The organism is Aeromonas sp. 1805 (assembly GCF_013085525.1).
Taxonomy (GTDB): domain Bacteria; phylum Pseudomonadota; class Gammaproteobacteria; order Enterobacterales; family Aeromonadaceae; genus Aeromonas; species Aeromonas hydrophila.
The window spans coordinates 3,385,338-3,404,691 of the sequence record NZ_CP038515.1 but is presented as its reverse complement, the minus strand read 5'-3'; the positions used below and the strand labels follow the sequence as shown (position 1 = coordinate 3,404,691).

General features: G+C 57.6%; 19 protein-coding genes. 8 read left to right on the top strand and 11 right to left on the bottom strand.

Annotated elements, in window-relative coordinates; translation table 11 throughout:
- Positions 1 to 6 precede the first annotated feature (6 nt).
- The 3 genes from emrD to E5E96_RS15990 all read right to left on the bottom strand — a co-directional run bounded on the left by emrD (position 7) and on the right by E5E96_RS15990 (position 2,764).
- A complete protein-coding gene (gene emrD, locus E5E96_RS16000) occupies positions 7 to 1,206 on the bottom strand; it encodes a multidrug efflux MFS transporter EmrD (RefSeq protein WP_016350375.1) in 1,200 nt (399 codons plus the stop codon).
- Positions 1,207 to 1,456: 250 nt separating this feature from the next.
- Positions 1,457 to 2,119, bottom strand: a complete 663-nt coding sequence (locus tag E5E96_RS15995) for a glutathione S-transferase family protein (RefSeq protein WP_029301260.1) — start codon at positions 2,117 to 2,119, stop codon at positions 1,457 to 1,459.
- Between the two features lie 189 nt (positions 2,120 to 2,308).
- Positions 2,309 to 2,764, bottom strand: a complete 456-nt coding sequence (locus E5E96_RS15990) for a hypothetical protein (RefSeq protein WP_011705601.1) — start codon at positions 2,762 to 2,764, stop codon at positions 2,309 to 2,311.
- Positions 2,765 to 2,965: 201 nt separating this feature from the next.
- On the opposite strand from E5E96_RS15990, the gene suhB reads away from it, so the two are divergent.
- The gene (gene suhB, locus E5E96_RS15985; protein ID WP_016350372.1) at positions 2,966 to 3,769 is read left to right on the top strand and encodes an inositol-1-monophosphatase; all 804 of its coding nucleotides are present in this window, start codon (positions 2,966 to 2,968) and stop codon (positions 3,767 to 3,769) included.
- Positions 3,770 to 4,213: 444 nt separating this feature from the next.
- Here the strand turns inward: suhB and E5E96_RS15980 are convergent, their stop codons facing one another.
- On the bottom strand, positions 4,214 to 5,845 hold the full coding sequence (locus tag E5E96_RS15980; protein WP_171282585.1) for a methyl-accepting chemotaxis protein: 1,632 nt from the start codon (positions 5,843 to 5,845) through the stop codon (positions 4,214 to 4,216).
- A 377-nt stretch (positions 5,846 to 6,222) separates the two neighbouring features.
- Between E5E96_RS15980 and E5E96_RS15975 the strand changes: the two genes are divergently transcribed.
- From E5E96_RS15975 to E5E96_RS15955, 5 genes are all read left to right on the top strand, one after another.
- Positions 6,223 to 7,155 (top strand): ZIP family metal transporter, encoded by a 933-nt coding sequence (locus E5E96_RS15975; protein ID WP_029303340.1) that lies wholly within the window; start codon positions 6,223 to 6,225, stop codon positions 7,153 to 7,155.
- A gap of 94 nt (positions 7,156 to 7,249) precedes the next feature.
- On the top strand, positions 7,250 to 8,008 hold the full coding sequence (locus E5E96_RS15970; RefSeq protein WP_171282584.1) for an ABC transporter substrate-binding protein: 759 nt from the start codon (positions 7,250 to 7,252) through the stop codon (positions 8,006 to 8,008).
- 107 nt (positions 8,009 to 8,115) lie between these two features.
- Positions 8,116 to 8,808, top strand: coding sequence for a 5'-methylthioadenosine/S-adenosylhomocysteine nucleosidase (mtnN, locus tag E5E96_RS15965; RefSeq protein ID WP_171282583.1), 693 nt, complete (start codon positions 8,116 to 8,118; stop codon positions 8,806 to 8,808).
- Positions 8,805 to 9,755, top strand: a complete 951-nt coding sequence (locus E5E96_RS15960) for a cobalamin biosynthesis protein (RefSeq protein ID WP_171282582.1) — start codon at positions 8,805 to 8,807, stop codon at positions 9,753 to 9,755. The genes mtnN and E5E96_RS15960 overlap by 4 nt, the downstream gene beginning before the upstream one ends.
- Complete coding sequence (locus E5E96_RS15955) at positions 9,748 to 10,569, top strand: cobalamin-binding protein (protein ID WP_171282581.1); 822 nt, start codon at positions 9,748 to 9,750, stop codon at positions 10,567 to 10,569. The genes E5E96_RS15960 and E5E96_RS15955 overlap by 8 nt, the downstream gene beginning before the upstream one ends.
- An 89-nt stretch (positions 10,570 to 10,658) precedes the next feature.
- On the opposite strand, the gene E5E96_RS15950 is transcribed toward E5E96_RS15955, so the two are convergent.
- The 7 genes from E5E96_RS15950 to flaA form a co-directional block, all read right to left on the bottom strand.
- Positions 10,659 to 12,746, bottom strand: a complete 2,088-nt coding sequence (locus E5E96_RS15950) for a 6-hydroxymethylpterin diphosphokinase MptE-like protein (RefSeq protein WP_171283243.1) — start codon at positions 12,744 to 12,746, stop codon at positions 10,659 to 10,661.
- A 7-nt stretch (positions 12,747 to 12,753) separates the two neighbouring features.
- Positions 12,754 to 13,053 (bottom strand): hypothetical protein, encoded by a 300-nt coding sequence (locus E5E96_RS15945; RefSeq protein ID WP_171280423.1) that lies wholly within the window; start codon positions 13,051 to 13,053, stop codon positions 12,754 to 12,756.
- Entirely contained in the window at positions 13,050 to 13,472 is a 423-nt protein-coding gene (gene fliS, locus E5E96_RS15940; RefSeq protein WP_017410249.1) for a flagellar export chaperone FliS, read from the bottom strand. The genes E5E96_RS15945 and fliS overlap by 4 nt, the downstream gene beginning before the upstream one ends.
- 25 nt (positions 13,473 to 13,497) lie before the next feature.
- The gene (fliD, locus tag E5E96_RS15935) at positions 13,498 to 14,907 is read right to left on the bottom strand and encodes a flagellar filament capping protein FliD (protein ID WP_171282580.1); all 1,410 of its coding nucleotides are present in this window, start codon (positions 14,905 to 14,907) and stop codon (positions 13,498 to 13,500) included.
- A gap of 26 nt (positions 14,908 to 14,933) precedes the next feature.
- Positions 14,934 to 15,374 carry a flagellar protein FlaG gene (locus E5E96_RS15930; protein ID WP_042067438.1) on the bottom strand — a complete coding sequence of 147 codons (441 nt, stop codon included), beginning with the start codon at positions 15,372 to 15,374 and terminating at the stop codon, positions 14,934 to 14,936.
- Between the two features lie 38 nt (positions 15,375 to 15,412).
- Positions 15,413 to 16,318, bottom strand: a complete 906-nt coding sequence (gene flaB, locus E5E96_RS15925; protein ID WP_065478065.1) for a flagellin B — start codon at positions 16,316 to 16,318, stop codon at positions 15,413 to 15,415.
- A 578-nt stretch (positions 16,319 to 16,896) separates the two neighbouring features.
- On the bottom strand, positions 16,897 to 17,808 hold the full coding sequence (gene flaA, locus E5E96_RS15920; RefSeq protein WP_017410253.1) for a flagellin A: 912 nt from the start codon (positions 17,806 to 17,808) through the stop codon (positions 16,897 to 16,899).
- A 416-nt stretch (positions 17,809 to 18,224) separates the two neighbouring features.
- Here flaA and E5E96_RS15915 point away from each other — a divergent pair, with 416 nt between their 5' ends.
- Together E5E96_RS15915 and E5E96_RS15910 are read left to right on the top strand one after the other, a co-directional pair.
- Entirely contained in the window at positions 18,225 to 18,857 is a 633-nt protein-coding gene (locus E5E96_RS15915; protein ID WP_011705587.1) for a trimeric intracellular cation channel family protein, read from the top strand.
- A 101-nt stretch (positions 18,858 to 18,958) separates the two neighbouring features.
- Positions 18,959 to 19,351 (top strand): hypothetical protein, encoded by a 393-nt coding sequence (locus tag E5E96_RS15910; protein WP_039214967.1) that lies wholly within the window; start codon positions 18,959 to 18,961, stop codon positions 19,349 to 19,351.
- Positions 19,352 to 19,354 lie beyond the last annotated feature (3 nt).

The window sequence follows — 19,354 nt, the reverse complement described above, 5'->3', positions numbered from 1 at the left end:
CTCGGCTCAGACAGCCATCTGTTGATGGGGTGAGCCGTGGTGGCGCAGCCAGAGAAAGCTCAGCGCCACGATCAGCACCATCAGTGTCATGATGGCCCCCAGAGTCACCTGCCCTTCCATCGGGAAGCAGGCTGCCAGCAGCGTCACGATTCCGGCCCCCAGGTTCTGCATGCCGCCGAGAATGGCACCGGCGGTGCCCGCCTGACCCGGGAAGGGTTCGATGGCGCAGGAGGTAGCGGTCGGATAGAGAATGCCGCTGCCAATGAAGTAGACGGCGGCGCCGCCAACCAGGGAGGCCGCACTCACGACCCCGAACAGACCCGGCAGCAGGATGATCAACGACCCCAGCGCCAGGAAGACGATACCAAGGCGCATCAGCTTACCCTGACTCAGGCGAAAACTGAGCTTGGCAGAGAGCCAGGCACCGAACAGATAACCGGGCAGCGGCAGCACGAACAGCACGCTGACGGTGCGGGCACTCAATTTGAGCACATCGCCAAGCAGCACGCCGGCCGCAGCCTCGAACACCGCCAGACCGGCAAAGGTCGCCATCAGGCAGAGCAGGTTGCCCTGAAAGCGCGGATTGCCGAGCACGTGGCGATAGGCGGCACCGACTCGCAGCGGCTGTTGGCGTGCGGTCGCCGGCAGCGTTTCAGCAAACCAGGCCAGCAGCGCCAGAGTCGTCACCGCACCGAAGCCGAACAGGAACCAGTACCCGGCACGCCAGTTGAACAGCTCGGTCAACCAGCCACCCAGCACCGGCGCCAGCAGCGGGGAGAAGATCACCCCCATGCTCACCAAGCTGTTGGCCCGGTTGAGCTCGGCGCCGCTGTAGCGATCGCGCATCACGGTCCGGCTCATGGCGCCACCCGCCCCGGTGCCCAGCCCCTGAATGAAGCTGCCCACCAGCAACGCCATGAAGCTTGGGATCAACTGAATGGTCAGGGTGCCCACCAGAAACACCATCATGCCGATAAGCAGGATGGGGCGACGGCCGATGCGATCCGACAGCGGGCCGTAAACAAACTGGGAGAGCCCGTACGGGATCAGGTAACAAGCCATCACCGCCTGCAACTGGCCGGAGGCCACGTTGAAGTCCCCCGCCATCATGGGAATCGAGGGCACATACAGGGTCTGGGTCATCTGGCCCACAGCGACCATCAGAATGGTCAGAAAAAACAGCGGATAAAAACTGTGCCGATACATATCTCAGTCCCGAAAATCATCAAAAAGCTGCCGCACCCCTGGCAGAAACCTGCAGAGGGGATCCAAAAACACAGAGTCAATCAAAGGTGAAAATACAAGGCGGAGAACCCGCACCGGCCGGGAGCAGGACACTCCCTAGGCTTGCGGTGATCTTAGTGATTCAGATCACGAAAAACGAACGAATCTTTATAATCAGCTTTCCCTAGTTTTTCTAATGTGACGGGGTTTTTAGCCCCGTCAGCAATAAAAATCAACGTGTTACCATCTGCTGGGCCTGTTTGACCAGATCCTCCGGCTTCTCGTTGCGCGGCGGTATGGTGATCCCCTTCTGACAGGCGGGCTTCTCTGCCATCCGGTCCATCCAGGCTTGCAGGTGTGGCAACCCCTCGATGGAGATGCCGCTCCAGTCATAAATGCGTACCCAGGGCCAGGTGGCGATGTCGGCGATGCTGTACTCGTCGGCCAGATATTCGTGATGGGCCAAGTGGCTGTCGAGCACCTCGAACAGACGGCGCCCCTCCTTCTGGTAGCGCTCGATGGCAGCCGGGATCTTCTCCGGGAAGTAGCGATAGAAGACGTTGGCCTGCCCCATCATGGGACCGACCCCGCCCATCTGGAACATCAACCACTGGATGGCCTGGGAGCGGCGCTTGGGATCTGCCGGCAGCAACTTGCCCGCCTTCTCCGCCAGATAAAGCAGGATGGCGCCAGACTCGAACACGGCGAAGTCACCATTATCCCGATCGACGATGGCCGGGATACGGCCGTTGGGGTTGATGGCCAGAAACTCGGGCTTCTTCTGATCCAGCGCCGACAGATCGAGCGGGATCACCCGATAGGGCAAACCCAGCTCTTCCAGGGCAATCGCCACCTTGAAGCCGTTGGGCGTAGCGGCGGTATAAAAGTCGATCATCATGAACTCCTTGTGATTCACACATTGGTGCAGAGACGGCCAGCCTCGCTCATGCGAGACGACAACGGACACAGAGCGGATGCCACACCGGCATTTGCTCCGATGCCAGCATGGCAAAGCGGCACAATACTGGTCAGTTATGACAAATATTGTGCCGCTTGAACAGCCCGGACGCAGGGAGGATCGTGACTAGTTGCACAGCCCCATGGGTTGGCGCTGGCGCAGCAGGATCAGGCGGGACAAGAGCGGGAAGTAGGACTCCAGTTTGCTCAGCAGCACCCGGCTGCAGGCGGGATCGGCGAGTTCCGACTCTTCCAGCACTATGCCGTTTGAGACGAAATAGAAGCGCGGGTCCCGCACGTCTGGCCCCTGAATGGTGAGAGTGGCATCGCCTTTGCGCATCAGCAGCGGCAACACCGGCAAGCCGAATGTATCGCTGTTGCGCTGCCAGGCAAATTCCGGCCAGGCCGCGTCGCCATCGAGCAGCAAGATCGCTGCCTCTTCCTTGCCTGGCTGCCATTGGCAAGGCTGGGCAATGCTCACCTCGTTGAAGTAGTCGCCATATCCGGTCGATGCGCGCAAGGCAGCCAGCAGCCCCTGGGTAGTGATTGCCGACGGTTTTTGACTGACTAATGACAAATTCATGATCCACGTCCCTATGCTCAATGCAGCCTGTTATTCGGCTGCTGCCCATAAGACTAGACCAAAAGGAGCCTATATTGGAGCCGTCAGATCTGGCAGTCGCCAAGGCTGGGGGGATGGCGTATAACGGTTGCCATTCTCGCGAAGACTGGTATGATACCGCGTCCTTTTATTCCCCGTTCTTTAACATCCAGTGGTGAACCTATGCATCCGATGCTGAATATCGCCGTGCGCGCTGCGCGCAACGCCGGTCAAGTAGTAGTAAAAGCCTTTTCTCAACCCGAGAACATCGAGGTTATCCAGAAAGGCAGCAATGACTTCGTGACCAACGTTGACCGTGAAGCCGAAGCGGCCATCATTCACACCATCAAAAAATCTTACCCGGAACACAGCATCGTGGCTGAAGAGTCTGGTGAGATTACCGGTACCAATCCGGACTACCAATGGATCATTGACCCACTGGATGGCACGACCAACCTGGTCAAAGGCATTCCGCACTTTGCCGTCTCCATCGCCCTGCGCGTGAAGGGCAAGACTGAACAAGCCGTTGTTTACGATCCGATCCGTGACGAGCTGTTTACTGCTACTCGTGGTAGTGGTGCCCAGCTGAACGGTTATCGCATCCGTGTCGGCAAGGCCAAAGAGCTGGCCGGTACCATCCTGGCCACCGGTTTCCCGTTCAAGCAGAAGCACCACATCGAGCCGTACCTGAAGATGTTCCAGAGCATGTTCATCGAGTGTGCCGACATCCGTCGTGCCGGCTCTGCCGCACTGGATCTGGCCTACGTGGCTGCCGGTCGCGTCGACGGTTTCTGGGAAATCGGCTTGAAGCCTTGGGATACCGCAGCCGGTGAGCTGCTGGCCAAAGAGGCCGGCGCCATCGTCACCGACTTCGTCGGTGGTCACAACTACGAAAACTCCGGCAACATCGTGGTTGCCAACCCGCGCGTTTTGAAAGAGATGCTCGGCAAGATCCGTGAAAACCTGCCGGAGTCCCTGGCCAAATAAGCCAGCCTCCCGTAGCACACGTACCACAAACCCGGCCTAGGCCGGGTTTTTTTATGGCCGCCAGCAAGGAAAGCGTGCCTTTCTGCGTCATATCCCCACACATCATTGCCCTACCTATCCCATCGGAGTGACTGCATTCGTTGCCCAGCCAAGTCAGGGCTTTGGTAGATGCCTCCTCAGCGCAGCAAGAGGATGCGTCCCCCTTCGAACCAGCACGGCACCATCGCCCGGCCTTGCCCCTCAGGTTGCTCTCAGGCCGACCCGGCTGCCGTCGCGGGTTTGCGGCGCTATTCACCGAACCCGTGTTGCTCTCCCTTCCTTGCAAACCACATGACTAATCCAGTAGCCGCCAGCCAATAACAAACAACCCGGCCAGAGCCGGGTTGTTTGGGTGCCTGCCAGTTCAGGCAACGGTTGCGTCGCCCTCCCTGGCGCGCAGCAGCATTACGCCAGACGGAAACGACCGATGGTCTGACGCAGACCGGCGGCCAGCTGGCTCAATTCCAGGCAGGCGCGGGCGGTATGATCGGCCCCAACGGCGACCTCGTTGGAGGATTCGTTGATCCGCTCCACGTTGCGACCCAGCTCATCGGAGACCGCATCCTGCTCGCCGCAGGCACTGGCGATCTGAATGGCCATGTCGGCGATCTGGGCCACCGCCTCTTCAATCTGCTGGATGCCGTTGCTGGTCTGCTCGCTCTGCTCCACGCACTGGCGGATCATCTCGCAGCTCTGGCCGGTCACCTCTTTGGCCTGGTTGGCACGTGCCTGCAGGGTTTCGATGATGGCAACGATCTCGCCGGTGGAAGCCTGGGTGCGACCCGCCAGGGTACGCACCTCGTCGGCCACCACCGCGAAGCCGCGACCCTGCTCACCAGCGCGGGCAGCCTCGATGGCGGCGTTGAGTGCCAGCAGGTTGGTCTGATCGGCGATGCCGCGGATCACATCCACCACCACGTTGATCTGGGCAGATTCGCGCTCCAGTTCGGTGACCAGGGTGCCCGCCTGTTCAATCTCTTCGGCAACCCGGGTAATGGACATCAGCGAGCTCTGCACATCCTGATTGCCACGACGTGCCAAGGCATTGGCGGAGCTGGCCGACTCGGACGCGGTTTCGGTGTTGCCTGCCACATCGGCCACGGTGGCCTTCATCTGGGCCATGGCGGTAGCGACCAGCGAGATCTCCTGCTGCTGGCTCTGGATCCCCTGTGCCGACTGCTCGGAGACGGCGCTCACCTCTTCAATGGCGGCACCCAGCTGAGTCACAGCCGCTACCACCTCTTCAATCAGGCCACGCAGGTTGTCCTGCATCTTGAGGGAGGCCTTGGCCAGCATGCCCAGCTCGTCGCGACCGATGTGCTGGCGATCCAGCTGATGGGTCAGATCGCCGGCAGCGATGGCGTTGGCCTGCGCCACCACGGCCTGCAGCGGCAGGCAGATCTGGCGGGTCAGGAACCAGGTCATGGCCACCATGAACAACAGCAGGCTGCCGATGCTCACCATGGCAAAACTGGTCACCATGTTGACGCTGCCAAGCAGGCTGCCACGGTTCTCTTTCACGAAGCCGAGGTTCACTTCCACCAGACCGTTGACCGCCTGCTCCAGCTCGCCATAAATGGGGTTGGACTGGAACAGCTGATCCTTGGCCTGGACCAGCTGACCCTGCACCAGCAGTTGATCCACCACATTGACCGAGTTCAGGTAGCGTTGCCACTCCTGCTTGGCGCGGTTGAACACCTGGCGCTCATGGTCGGCACCGACCGTGGCCTCATAGGCACGAAAGGCCTGCTCGACTTTCTGGACGCTGGCCTGGATCCGGCCGCGACGGGCCTGCAGATCGCTGGCGTCATCCACCATCAGCAGGGCAAACTGGGCACGGCGCACGTAGGATACGTCGTAGAGCAGGTTCTCGACCGAGAGCACGCTCGGCAGGGTGGAGTCGGTAAAATTCAGCACGCGATCGCGCACGCCGCGCAGCTCGCTGGAGAGAAAAATACCGAATATCACGTTGACGGCGGCAATGACCGCAAAGACCACGGCAATCTTTTTGCCGATAGACAGATTTTTGTAAAACATGGTGGCTGGTGATCCTCGACTGCTGACAAGCAGGTGCACAGTGGCGATCACATCCGTATGAACTGGTAACCCGGGCTTTCCTGGCGGGAGATGGGACGTTGCGAAAGACCAAGGGAAGGGTGGGTTTCGCGAGGGCGGCACTTTACCACAAACCTGCCTACTCCTTCACCAGCTTTCGCCGCAACAAAGCAAGTTGTTTTTCCGTACAACCCGATCTTCATCACAAACTATTCAAGGCGACCAAATCATTTCAAATAGTTAGCCGATGAATGCAATCGATGCACCGGCATGGACAAGTCAGGCCCGGCTCGCTGTAATGCAAGAGTCCCCGGATGGCGCCTCGCCATCCCCGCCATCAAGCAAGAGAGGTGATCTTCATGGATAACGCGTCGGCCCTGCCCCTTTCCTCCTGGTCTGCCCAGCTGCGCGAGCAACTGCGGGCACGCCCGGTGATCGCCATCGGCCTGCTCGTTGCACTGGCGGCCGTCGTGCTGTTGCTGCTGCAGAGCCTGGTGATGCTGGCCGCCGGCGACATCAGCCCCGGCGTTCGCTACGGCCTGCTCGGCGGCCTGGCCGGCTTTGCCGCCACCGCGCTCGGCGCCTTGCCTGCCCTCTTTCTGCGTTCGGTCCCCCAGCGGGTGGAAGACAGCATGCTGGGCTTTGCCGCCGGCATGATGCTGGCGGCCAGCGCCTTCTCCCTGCTGCTGCCGGGGCTCGAGGCGGCAGAGGGGATCACCGGCAACGGCTTTCTCGCCGCCGCCGTCGTGGTGGCAGGCATGACCCTCGGGGTGCTGCTGATGCTGGGGCTCGATCAATTCACCCCCCATGAGCATGACAAGACCGGCCCCTGTGGTCCCGGTCACGAGAGTTGCTCCCGGGTCTGGTTGTTCGTGTTTGCCATCGCCCTGCACAACCTGCCGGAGGGGATGGCCATCGGGGTGAGCTTCTCCCAGGGCGACATGTCGGTGGGTCTGCCGCTCACCACCGCCATCGCCTTGCAGGACATTCCGGAAGGGCTGGCGGTGGCGCTCGCCATGTGCGCCGCCGGTTTTCGCCCAGGCAAAGCCGTGCTGGTCGCCATCGGCAGCGGCCTGCTTGAGCCGCTCGGGGCCCTGCTCGGCGTCGGCCTCTCCAGCGGGCTGGCCATCGCCTATCCCATCGGCCTCGGACTGGCCGCCGGAGCCATGCTGTTCGTGGTCTCCCACGAGGTGATCCCCGAGACTCACCGCAACGGCCACCAGACCCACGCCACCCTGGGCCTGATGGCCGGGTTTGCCTTGATGATGACCCTCGATACGGCGCTTGGTTGATAAGGTTCTGATATATGGCGTAATGTTTGAGCACTAGCGCCGTGACATCGGCGGGCAACGTCGCATTTCCCCACACATCGAGGGCCAGCATGACATGATATTCCGGGTGATGGTGCTGGGTTGTTTGCTGGCAGTCGCTCACCGGGCCGTCTCTGCCACCGAAATCTATCGCACGGCCGCGCAGCCCGAATCCGCCCCCAAATACACCCAGATGGCGGATGGCCGCATCGGAGGATTCTGCGTCGAGCTGTTTCGACTGCTGGAGCGCCAGGAGCCCGCACTGCGCATCCAAGGGGATCAGCGCTTTGTGCCCCTCAAGCGACTGGAGAAACAGGTGCGTTTCGGCCAGCTCGACTTTATCTGCGGCGTGGGCGACAACCCGGACCGTCGCAACTACTTCCTCTATCTGCAGCCCCCCATCTTCACCGTGCGTTACCACTTGGCGGTGCGCAGCGATGATCCGGTCGAGATCCGCCAGTGGGATGACGTCAGGGCCCTTGGCGAAGAGGGCATCATCCTCATCAATCACGGCAGCGGCGCCATCGAACGGCTGCGGGCCCTGCAGGGGCTCATCATCGACAGCGGCGGGATCAGCAGTGCCGCCAATTATGACAAGCTGCTGATGAAACGAGGGCGCTTCGTCTACTACCGCTCACCCGGCTTCGAGGCCGACCTGCTGCGCCACCATCTGAGCGGCCAGATTCGCATCCTTCCCACCGCCATGGAAACCATTCCCTTCTATATCCTGTTTTACCACCGCACCTCCCCTGCCCGGCTGGCCCTGTTCGCCAATGCCCTGCAACGGCTGGTGGACAGCGGCGAGTTGGCTGATCTGGCCAAGCGTTACCCTTAGGCGCCCCTTCACATCGCACAGCATCGGAATGCTCGGCGCCATCGCCAACTTTTGTTATGATCCACAACAACTTATTCGGCCGCATGGCCATCAAGACGAGGTGAGTGATGAAAGTAGGTATTATCGGCGCCATGGAACAGGAAGTGGCCCTGCTGCGCAGCCAGATGAGCAACCCGACCACCCTGCAACTGGGCGGTTGCGAGTTCTATCAGGGCTCCCTGGCAGGCAAAGAAGTGATCCTGACCCGCTCCGGCATCGGTAAAGTCGCCGCCAGCGTCGCCACCAGCCTGCTGCTGGAAAAATTCGCTCCCGACTACGTCATCAATACCGGCTCTGCCGGCGGCTTTGCCCAGGACCTGCACATCGGTGACGTGGTGATCGCCAGCGAGATGCGCTTCCACGATGTGGATGTCACCGCTTTTGGCTACGAGATGGGCCAGATGGCGCAGCAACCGGCCGCCTTCCCCTGCGACGAGACGCTCATCGCTGTCGCCCAGGATTGCATCGCCGAACAGGGCAAGCATCAGACCAAAGTCGGCCTCATCTGCACCGGCGATCAGTTCATGTGCAAGCCGGACGCCATCGCCAAAGCCCGTGCCGACTTCCCGCAGATGCTGGCGGTCGAGATGGAAGGGGCGGCCATCGGTCAGGTGTGCCACATGTTCAAGGTGCCCTATCTGGTGGTGCGTGCCATGTCCGACATCGCCGGCAAGGAACAGATTGAATCCTTCGATGCCTTCCTCGAGGTGGCCGGCAAGCACTCCGCCGAGGTGATCATCAAGATGCTCGGCAAGCTGTGATCCCACTCACCACGCTGGAACAGATGGCCGCCACTCCGGCGGCCATCTTGCTCGGGGCCGCCTTGCTCGAGGCCATCGTACCCTGGCCGGCCCACTATCGGCTCTCCGCCGTCGTGCCGCTGCTGACCCGGCTGGGTCACAAGGTGTGTCGCCCCGATGGCGCCCCCGGTCAGCAATTGCAGGCCGGTCTTCTGGCCATGCTGATTGTCTGGCTGCCTTGCGCCGCCGGACTCTGGGCGGTGCGCAATCTCTCGCTCTCGGAGCCGCTGTTCGATCTGCTGTTTCTGCTGCTGATGCTGGAATCGCGTCCGCTGCGGGAGCTGGCCCGTGCCACTCGCTCGCTGACAGACCAGGATACCTTGGTGGTGGCCAGGTTGCAGGCCGCTCCCTGGCTCAGGCGCGATACCGGCAAGCTATCCCTGATGGGGCTTGCCAAGGCAGTCAGCGAAAGCTGCGCCCTGCGCCTGATAGGACAGTGGGCCGGCCCTCTGCTGGGATTTGCCCTGGCAGGTGTGCAAGGTGCCTTGCTGTGGCGCCTCGCCCAGTTGATGAATCAGGGCTGGAGTCCGAAACTGCCAGCCTTTGCCCACTTTGGCCGGGCCGCCGCCGTGCTCTATCAGGCCCTGTGCACCCCTGCCATCTTGTTGCTGGCACTGCCCTTGTGCCTGACCCAGCTGCGCCAGCTGGCAAGCCGGCTGCGCACCGCGATACGCTGGCCCTACCCCGCGATGGGAATACTGCTGGCGCTGCTGTCCGGCTCACTCGGCTGCAAGCTCGGTGGCCCCCGCTACTATCAGAGCAGCTTGATCCGTTTCCCCGTGTTTGACGCCGCCGCAGAGCCGGATGCCGGCACGGCCCTGCGCCTGCTCAACCGTCTGCAACAAACCGGTTGGGGCTGGCTGGCGCTGGCATTGCTGCTCACTGTGCTGGAGCAGTTGCATGGCTAGATGGTTCACCCTGCTCTGCCTGTTGTGCGTGTCGCCCGCCCTGCTGGCCGGGACGCCGACACGCATCGTCAGCCTCACTCCTCATCTGACCGAACTGCTGTTTGCCATCGGCGCCGGCGATCGCATCGTCGCCACCGATGATGCCTCCGATTATCCCCCCGAGGTCAAACGCCTGCCCCAGGTGGCCAATTACCGCAGCATCAATCTGGAAGCCCTGTTGGCCCAAAAGCCCGACTTGATCGTCGCCTGGCGCTCCGCCCAATCCCGCATGCTGGCCCCTGTCGAGCAGCTGGGGATCCCGGTGTTCTATTCAGAACCGACCGACTTTGCTTCCCTCGCCACCGAGATGCGGGCGCTGGGAAAAACATTGGGGGTGGAACAAACCGCCAATGCCGAGGCCGATGCCTTTCTCGCCCGCTTGGCCGCACTTGGGCAGCGCTACGGCAAGCCCAAACATATCAAGGTGTTTTATCAGCTCTGGTATCCACCGCTCACCAGCGTTAGCGGCAATGCCTGGCCCGCTCAGGCCATCGAGCTGTGCGGCGGGGACAACGTGATGGCAGCTGCCCGCACGCCCTATCCTCAGGTCAGCCTGGAGCAGGTGATCAAGGCCAATCCGGCGCTGATCCTGACAGGGAGTCAAGATCCCGACACTCTACGCCACTGGCAACAGTGGCCCAATCTGGACGCCGTCCGCCATCAGCGCCTGCACCTCATCAATTCGGATGAACTGCACCGTTTCACCCCAAGAGCCCTCAACGCCGTGGAGCAGATATGCCGGGCCATTGAAGAGGCGCAACAGCCGAACCAGTAAGCCACTCTGCTTGGTTATTTTCACAATAAAAAAACACCGGCAAGCGCCGGTGTTTTTTTATTTAGCAGACATGTGATGAGGGATAGTCGTTACTTCTGCTTGAAGATATCCAATCCGACGAAATAGACGGAATCGTGACGCTGGAAGGCATCGGCATAAATCGGCTTCGCATCATCAAAGAACCGCTCAAGGATGGTCTCGGCCTCTTTTATCTTGGCTTCAAACTTGTCAGGAGCAGCGTCAAGCAGGGTCATCATCAAACCAATGATGTTGGCGTAGAAATAGTTCATCGAGCCAATCAAAATGCGATAAAGATGGCAATCACGGCTCATCAGCAAATACAGCAGATAATCGTGATGACGCTGCATCATGGCCAATATCTCATTGTGCTCGTATTTGACCGTTTGCCAGTCGGTACGCAACTTCTCCAGTAAATCGTCAAACAGCGGTACGTTGAGCGCGGCATTGAAGTCGATACTGGTCATGTCGAACGGCTGGAAGCTGCGCACCATCAGCTCATCAAGCAGAACGATTTTATCCAGTTCAGGGCCGCTGATTTGCAGAGCATCAACCCGTTGAGGGATGGCACCGTCAATGTAGGCACCATCACTGCAATTCAGGCAGCGTATATCCGGATGGCCAGTCAGCACGCGCGTCATATTATGAATGGCCAGACCAAACAGGTGATTGATCCGCACTTCCCCGCCAAAATTGCCCGGAGCCGGGAATGTATCCTTCAAGTTTTCGTCGTACTTGGCTTCTTTCTTCTCGTTGTAATAGAGGCTCAGACTGGAGTGATGCTTGTCTGCATACTTGTAGCCATTGTCTATCCCGAACAGGTATACCTGCTTGAAACCGAGCAGGGCAGCATAGTTGAGACCGGTATTGCCAACGAAGGGGTTGGAAAATTCAATGGACTCATATTCGAAAGCCTGCCCCAAACGGCTGGCCAGCATGGCAAACATGGGTTCATTAGGTTTGAAAGTCAGACCCGTCTTGCGGAAAAAGGTCTTGCACTCTGGGTGGATCACATCGACGCTGAGGAACACTGCATTCTTGAGGAAATCATCCGCACCGAGAATGCGCAGGAAATCTGCCGAGCTCTTGGTCCGCTCCACCGCCACGTATATGTCAGGCTTGATGCCCGCCTTGTGCAGGGCACTGACGGCGGTACCGCAGGCGATGATGATGGCTTGCCCCTGATGCTGCCGGATAAAATCGATGCTCTGATCCAGCGACGGCCCGTTACCGACCACGAATACCGGTACCTGCTCGGCCAATGAAGTATCCCGCTCCCGCTTCAGGAACGGCGTACCATCCTGCAGATGGGTGTGACTGTGGGCCAGCGCATAAATGTTGTCATCGAAGAAGCCCCAGCCCGTCTTGAGCAGATAAAGCTCACCCTCAGCCTTGTCGATCAAGTCATGCAGCTTGGGTGAGTGATAATGACAGAATGAGAAGTAACTCGCCGACCAGAAGGCGCCCTTGCGATGCAAGGCTTCCATCATGTCGGCCACCAGCAGTTGCTCATCCACACCGATGAAAAGATGCAGGCTCAGCGACTCCTGTTCCATATATTCGAGAAGTTGGTGCCAGTCGAAACAATAAAGCGAGGCATAGAACATGTCGAGGTCGGGTTCGAAGGCAAACAGATTCCTGACCCTGCATTTCTCATAAAGATAGCCAAGCTGATAGCCCAGCCCGATCCCGTACATGAATGACAAGGGAATATCCGCATTCAGCGCCTTGCGAAGCGGTAGTCCCTCAAGGGAAGCATTCTCTTTGAGCTCTGAAATGGCATTGTTGTAGGCAATATGGATTTGGCCTTCCAGATACCATTGGGGGACAAAATCGATGCATTGCAATACGCTCTGTTCGATCACCTCGGCAATCTGGGCTTGCGCTTCGGCAAAGGGATCATCCCCATACAGGGAAACCTTGTCATCAAGCCACAAAATATTTGGAATGCCATTTTCATTACAGAAAAATCGAAAAGGTCTGGTTGGCTGGTACTCTTTGAAAAAGGCATGGATCCCTGGCATGTATTTTTCAAAGGCAGCCATATTAAGCTGATGGCGAACAGGCAACACCGCCAGCATGGCGGCTTCCTGTTCTTTTTGAACTGCAAGACGGGAAAGCTCTTCCTCTGCACTTTCTATGTTTTTATTAAAATCCATTCGATATTTAACCCGCATTCGACTTGTAAAGGCTTGTTGCTCGCCCAGCCTTGGAGAATTGGCGCAATTCATCTTCTGCCAGACTCCTGGCGCTCGCGATTCGCTCATGGATCATTTGAAACTGCAACAGAGCCTGCTGCTGTTCCATATCAAGGTGGCTTTCTACGGGGAACTGCCGAAACACACCATCGAAAGCATCAAGATAGTGATCCATTTGTGCCTCCGCTGCCGACAACTCATTTCTCTCCAGCAGTAGCAACAGCTGGGTGCCGTGAGCCATCAACCCGGACAGAATGGCATCGCTCATTCCGTCCTGCCCGCTTTTTGCTGGGCAATGGCCTTGTCGCGCTCTTCGACCGGAATGGCATCCCAGCCGCTTTTGACGGTCAGCATCAGGGTCATCACCTCATCGATGGCAGCGATATCCATGTCACGGCTGGCATCCATCATCCGTGCCTTCATATAGTCATACAGAGCAAAAAGATCCTCAGGCACCTTTCCGTAAGAGAGATCCAGCGAGTCCTGCAAACCATTGATGATGGCCATGGTCTTGGATACAGACTGGGATTTGCCCTCGAAATCACGACGCTCGATGGCACCACGGGCCTGGGCAAGTCGCTCGAGACAGCCCTGCATCAACAACTGGATCACCCGGTAGGGATCTGCCACCGCAAGCTCAGACTGCAGATTCTGGGTGGTGTACGCCTTGATATTTTTCCGATACATACGAGACACGGCTCCTGACTACGTATTAATTCGACTTGGTATTGAGCAGATTGAGATAAGAGGCCGACTTGTTCATCTTGGCCAGCATGGTGTCAAGGCTGCCATAACGGGCACGCAGGGTCTCCTGATACTTGGTCAGCTGAGAGGCAACATCCGACTCCTTGCGGCTCACTTCGCGCAGATCCGAATTCAGCGTATCTTCCCGCTTGGCCAGCAAGCCACCGGTTTTGGAATAGGTTTCCAATTGTCCGGCCAGTTTACCTGCCACCCCATCCTTGCCGCCAAAAACGGCCACCACCTGGTCAAAGTTTTTGTCGATGGCCTCGCTGAACTTGGTGTCATCAATGGAGAGAACCCCTTTGTTGTCCATCTTCACACCCATCTGGAAAATCGTTGAATAGGTTGAGGATTTTTTTGAGGGTTCGGTAATGGCACCGTTCATCATGTTGATCACCGCGCGTGTCGTCGCGTCACCAGCCAAGGCCCCGCCATCATTCTGACTTTTTCCCGCCACGATGGAGTTGCGTTTGCCCAGCTCATTGCTCTTCTTCACCAGGGCGTTGTAGCCATCGACAAAGCTTTTGACCATGTCTTTGATACCGGCCTTGTCGGTGGTCACTTCAACCTTGTTCGAGCTGTATGTTTTGACTGGATTGTTACTAGCATCGGTCGTCGTCGTACTATCTGACTCTCTCAGCACCGTCAGTTTGAGACCGACGATGGTGCCATCAAAGGTATTGGTTGCACTGGTCAGCTCATTGCCATCCACTTTGATCTTGGCATCCTGAGCGCTCTGGCTCTTGGTCAATTTGGAGACCAGATTATCGGTCAACTCGGTAGTGCTGCCGGTGATCTGCAGATCCTTGCCACTGCCGCTGACCCCTGAATCGATCATCAGCTTGGATTTGCCATCGGAGGTATTCATGATGTTGACGCTCAGACCGAAGTTGTCTGCGTCATTGTTGATGCGTTTTCGAATGGATTGCAGCGAATCGCCAGCTTTGACATCGACCTCAAAGGTCTTGTCGCCAGCCTTGAACGTCAATTTTCCGTCTTGAGTGATAAGAGGGGTAGTCGACGAGTCGAAGGTACCGTCAAATTTGCTGGTTTTTGCCAGCTGTTCGACGCTGATATCATATTGCCCATTGGAGGCCCCTGCCTTGCTCTCCACCTTGAGCACAGGTTTGTCCTTGTCCTGAGTAATGTTGATGGAGCGTTTGTTGAACGCGTCATCTTTCGCCATCGCCTGCAAGGTAGTCACGAAAGAGGCGATGGCAGATTTCAGCTGCCCCACACCGGAGAGAGTGATTTGAGTGTTGGTCTTCTTGGTGGTGATGGGCTGCATCAGCTGTGCTTTTTTGGCATCGACGCTGGCAGCAATCACTGACTCCAAATCGAGTCCGGAGCCGGCACCTGCAGACGTAATGGTGGGCATACTCACTCTCCTCTTAAGTTTTCATATCAGATCTCGTTATCGAGCAGCAACCCGGCGCGTGAACCTCCTCCGGTCGCATCACTCTCACGCAGATCTTTAATTCGTTTGCTGATAGCCAGCAACTCTTCGCTCGGGATTTGCCGGATCATTGACTTGGTCTCGGCGTCTACCACCTTGATCACCACTTGATCCAGATCCTTTTCAACACTGAAATTGACGGTCCAGCCTTGCAACTTACTGAACTCCTGCAACTTTTGGACCTCATTTTCAATGTCTGCCTGAGGCACATCCTGTTTGGCGTTTTTTTCACCAGGCTGCCCCTCTTGCTGTTTTTTCACATCCTGTGCCGTCACCCGCTGCTCTTCCGTCGTGCCAGATAGCACTTGAGCGGCCGATTGGCCGCTCTTGCTACTTGACTGAAGAGAAGAAGGAGTGACCGATGACGGGATCCCAATTTCATTGGCCATATCGTCGCTCCTCTTTCTATCTCATCACTGCGTTTCTGTTAACCCAGCAGGGACAGAGCAGATTGCGGTCTTTGGTTGGCTTGCGCCAGGATGCTGGACGCCGCCTGTTGCAGAATGTTCTGCTTGGTCAGGTTGGCAGTCTCGGTCGCAAAGTCCGCGTCACGAATACGAGAGCGTGCTGCGCTCAGGTTCTCGGAAACGTTGGACTGGTTGCGAATGGTCGAGTCGAAGCGGTTCTGCACCGCACCCAGCTCTGCCCGTTTGCTGTCAACGGCCTTGATCATGAAATCAAGGTTCGCCATGGCCAGCTGAGCCGAACTTGCTGCTTTGATGCTGCTCACACTGGTAGAGGTTACGGCTGTCGTACCCTTGGTCACAGTGTAAGGCTCGCCAGTGGCGCTGGTCGCAACGGTCGCACTTCCCTTGGTTGATGACGCAATACCGCTGATGGTGAAAGCAGAGGTCATCTTGAAGGTGATGGTTTGGCTCGCATCGGCACCTACCTGGAACGAACCTTTGTAGTTACCATCCAACAACTTCTGACCACCAAAGGTGGTGTCGTTGGAGATACGGTTGATCTCGGTAGTCAGCTGGTCAAATTCTTGCTGCAGTGCAGTACGGTCATCGGTGTTGTTGGAGCCGTTGGCGGACTGTTGTGCCAGCGTACGCATGCGTTGCAGCATGCTGGTCACTTCATCCATGGCCCCTTCAGCCGTTTGGGCAACAGAGATACCGTCGTTGGCGTTGCGGTTACCTTGATCCAGGCCGTTGATCTGAGAGGTCAAACGGTTGGAGATCTGCAGACCGGCGGCATCGTCCTTGGCGGTGTTGATACGCAGACCGGAAGCCAGTCTGGTATAGGACGTATCCAAGGACTTGTTGGTGTTCATCAGGTTACGCTGGGCGTTCAGTGATGAAGTATTCGTGTTGATATACATGGCCATAAAATATTCTCCCGAAGAACATGCGACTGCGGGTTGCGCCGCCAAAGCGGCGTCCCACCGTTAGAAGAACAGGTTGAACGAGCCTGATTCTTCTGGCGGGTGTCTGTTTGAACGGACAGGCCACCCGCAGTAGTGCAAACGTTGGATTCCGAACACCCCTCGATTGCTTCACTTTATTTAACGGCTGCATAGCGACAAGCTTTAGGAAAATAATTGCCGAAGGCGGCAAGTTTTATCCGGCAAGCGGCAAACGGCAGGCCCCCCATGTCCTTGGACACGGCACCAGACCTGAAACCGACTTGGAGGCATGAATGAACATATTTGGCACAGTTTGTGCTTTGCTATGGGGGAGTGGCGTCAATTTGACGGCACAATAAAAAGAGGCCGGAAAATCCGGCCTAAAACGAGCATACGCTCAGGAGAATATGACCAAGCGTGACAGAACTGAACAGCTGTACAACACTTGGCTTTACTAGTAGAGAATAGATTCTCTCCCGATAGAACAGAGTGCTAACCGAACACCCCTTTGTTCCATCTCTTGACCAGGGCGGCCTGAACAACCGCCCTGTTTTCTTTTATCAGCCCTGCAGCAGGGAGAGTGCTGACTGCGGACGCTGGTTTGCCTGGGACAGTATGGTCGAGGCAGCCTGTTGCAGAATGTTCTGCTTGGTCAGGTTGGCGGTCTCTGTCGCGAAATCGGCATCGCGGATCCGTGAACGCGCGGCACTGACGTTTTCAGAGACGTTCGCCTGGTTGCGAATGGTCGAATCGAACCGGTTCTGCACCGCACCCAATTCCGCACGCTTGCTGTCCACCACCTTGATCATGTAATCCAGGTTGGCCATGGCCGACTGGGCAGAGCTTGCCGCAGTAATGGTCGACATACTGGTAGAGCTGACCGGAGTCCCTGCCGTCTTGGTGATGGTATAAGGCTCGCCGGTAGTCGTGGTCGCTACCGTTGCACTACCACTGGTCGCAGAGGCCATACCCGAAATACTAAACGCAGTGGTCATCCGGAACGTGATGGTCTGACCGGCATCGGCGCCCACCTGGAAGGAGCCTACATAACCGCCCTTGAGCAAGTTCTGGCCACCGAAAGTGGTATCTTTGGCCACCCGGTCGATTTCAGTCATCAGTTGGGAGTACTCTTGCTGCAACGCGGTACGGTCATCGGTGTTGTTGGAACCGTTGGCGGACTGTTGTGCCAGAGTGCGCATCCGTTGCAGCATGGAGGTGATTTCATCCATGGCGCCTTCAGCAGTCTGGGCGACGGAGATACCGTCGTTGGCGTTGCGGTTGCCCTGATCCAGACCATTGATCTGGGAGGTCAAACGGTTGGAAATCTGCAGGCCGGCGGCATCGTCTTTGGCGCTGTTGATGCGCAGACCGGATGCCAGACGGGTGTAGGATGTATCCAGAGATTTGTTGGTGTTCATCAGGTTACGCTGAGCGTTAAGCGATGAAACGTTCGTATTGATATAAAGACCCATGACCATTCTCCTAAGCTATTAAATTTACTATCTAATTTGCTCGAACTTTATTGTCTTTCCTGTTCGATGCGTCTTATTTAACGGCCTCTTTTTCGATGTCTTTAGCATTATTTTCAACGCTTCATCGCATTAACGCCGCTTACCCTATTTATCGGCATGTTCTCGTTGAACTTGAGGAAAAAAATGCCCTGTTCTCCCTGCAAGGTTCATGAGGCAAACAACAAAGAGCGATGGGTGAGGCAGCGCCCGCCTTGCCGGCGATCTGGCACAACTCTGGCACCATGACACCAACCGACATCATCACCGCCCGCAAAAACTTGGTCTGGCTCCCACTTCTTGCTGGCAGCCATTGGTCAGAAGCCGCAATCCCCCCTAAAATCGCGACCCCATCAACAATTGGACGTGAGTTGTTCTCCATGCAGACACTGGTTGAGCAGATTGTTTACATCAGCGACATGTTTGGTACTGCGGTATTCGCGTTTTCGGGGGTTTTGGTGGCGGGCCGCCTCAGGATGGACGGTTTTGGTGTCATGGTGTTGGCGGCAGTCACCGCCATCGGGGGCGGTACCATCCGCGACATGATCCTGGGGGCCACCCCCGTCTTCTGGGTACGCGACCCGCTCTACATCTGGGTGGTGATAGCAACGGCACTCATCGGGATGTGGATGGTTAAATTGCCCCGCCGCATGCCTTGGTACGTGCTGCCGGTCGCCGACGCCTTCGGGCTGGCGCTCTTTACCGTGATCGGGGCACAAAAAGCCCTCAACTTTGGTACATCGGGGCTTATCGCCGTATTGATGGGCACCATGACAGGGGTGGCCGGCGGCATGATCAGGGACGTGCTGGCCCGTGAGGTGCCCATGGTCTTGCAAAAAGAGATCTATGCCACCGCCTGTATCCTGGGGGGCATCCTCTATACCCTAGCGCTGGAGATAAACGTGGATCGGGTGACCGCCATGCTCATCTGCATGACGGCGGTATTCGGTCTGCGAGTGGCGGCTATCTATTGGCATCTGTCACTGCCCACCTTCTCCCTGCAGCGCAATTGATTTCGTGGCCAGGGGGAGAGTCGCACTCCTGGCCAGGTTGCGTTGAACCAAGCAGGCTTTTCTGTTGTCATAAGGTCCAGTGTTGTAAGCCGGAATCCCTCATGCAAAAACTTGGACTCATCACATCACTGCTATTGATGAATGTGGCAACGGCGCAGGCCGAAGCGCAGGTACTGTTTGGACGGCTCGCGTCCACCCCGGTGCAACAGTTCAACCAGCAGATCCGACAGGCAAGCACTGCCCAGCAGAGCTGGGTCAATGACTATCGTGAAGTGGCATTGCGTTTTGTCGGCCACAGCGACATCCCCAGTCGCATCCAGGCACAACAGCTGGACAACGACCTGGTGCTCTCGGTTGCCCTCGACGGCACCAAGAGCGACATGATCTACATCCTGACCCTGTTTCGCAGCAACAACCTGTGGCAGATGCGCCAGGCGGAGATGGGGTGGCGCTGTCAGGGGCAATCCACTTTTACTCCGGTGCCCTGCCCTTAACGA

Excerpts from the sequence above, each read along its gene's own strand:
- emrD (WP_016350375.1), bottom strand. The coding sequence starts at position 1,206 with ATGTATCGGCACAGTTTTTATCCGCTGTTTTTTCTGACCATTCTGATG.
- E5E96_RS15995 (WP_029301260.1), bottom strand. The coding sequence starts at position 2,119 with ATGATCGACTTTTATACCGCCGCTACGCCCAACGGCTTCAAGGTGGCG.
- E5E96_RS15990 (WP_011705601.1), bottom strand. The coding sequence starts at position 2,764 with ATGAATTTGTCATTAGTCAGTCAAAAACCGTCGGCAATCACTACCCAG.
- suhB (WP_016350372.1), top strand. The coding sequence starts at position 2,966 with ATGCATCCGATGCTGAATATCGCCGTGCGCGCTGCGCGCAACGCCGGT.
- E5E96_RS15980 (WP_171282585.1), bottom strand. The coding sequence starts at position 5,845 with ATGTTTTACAAAAATCTGTCTATCGGCAAAAAGATTGCCGTGGTCTTT.
- E5E96_RS15975 (WP_029303340.1), top strand. The coding sequence starts at position 6,223 with ATGGATAACGCGTCGGCCCTGCCCCTTTCCTCCTGGTCTGCCCAGCTG.
- E5E96_RS15970 (WP_171282584.1), top strand. The coding sequence starts at position 7,250 with ATGATATTCCGGGTGATGGTGCTGGGTTGTTTGCTGGCAGTCGCTCAC.
- mtnN (WP_171282583.1), top strand. The coding sequence starts at position 8,116 with ATGAAAGTAGGTATTATCGGCGCCATGGAACAGGAAGTGGCCCTGCTG.
- E5E96_RS15955 (WP_171282581.1), top strand. The coding sequence starts at position 9,748 with ATGGCTAGATGGTTCACCCTGCTCTGCCTGTTGTGCGTGTCGCCCGCC.
- E5E96_RS15950 (WP_171283243.1), bottom strand. The coding sequence starts at position 12,746 with ATGGATTTTAATAAAAACATAGAAAGTGCAGAGGAAGAGCTTTCCCGT.
- E5E96_RS15945 (WP_171280423.1), bottom strand. The coding sequence starts at position 13,053 with ATGAGCGATGCCATTCTGTCCGGGTTGATGGCTCACGGCACCCAGCTG.
- fliS (WP_017410249.1), bottom strand. The coding sequence starts at position 13,472 with ATGTATCGGAAAAATATCAAGGCGTACACCACCCAGAATCTGCAGTCT.
- fliD (WP_171282580.1), bottom strand. The coding sequence starts at position 14,907 with ATGCCCACCATTACGTCTGCAGGTGCCGGCTCCGGACTCGATTTGGAG.
- E5E96_RS15930 (WP_042067438.1), bottom strand. The coding sequence starts at position 15,374 with ATGGCCAATGAAATTGGGATCCCGTCATCGGTCACTCCTTCTTCTCTT.
- flaB (WP_065478065.1), bottom strand. The coding sequence starts at position 16,318 with ATGGCCATGTATATCAACACGAATACTTCATCACTGAACGCCCAGCGT.
- flaA (WP_017410253.1), bottom strand. The coding sequence starts at position 17,808 with ATGGGTCTTTATATCAATACGAACGTTTCATCGCTTAACGCTCAGCGT.
- E5E96_RS15915 (WP_011705587.1), top strand. The coding sequence starts at position 18,225 with ATGCAGACACTGGTTGAGCAGATTGTTTACATCAGCGACATGTTTGGT.
- E5E96_RS15910 (WP_039214967.1), top strand. The coding sequence starts at position 18,959 with ATGCAAAAACTTGGACTCATCACATCACTGCTATTGATGAATGTGGCA.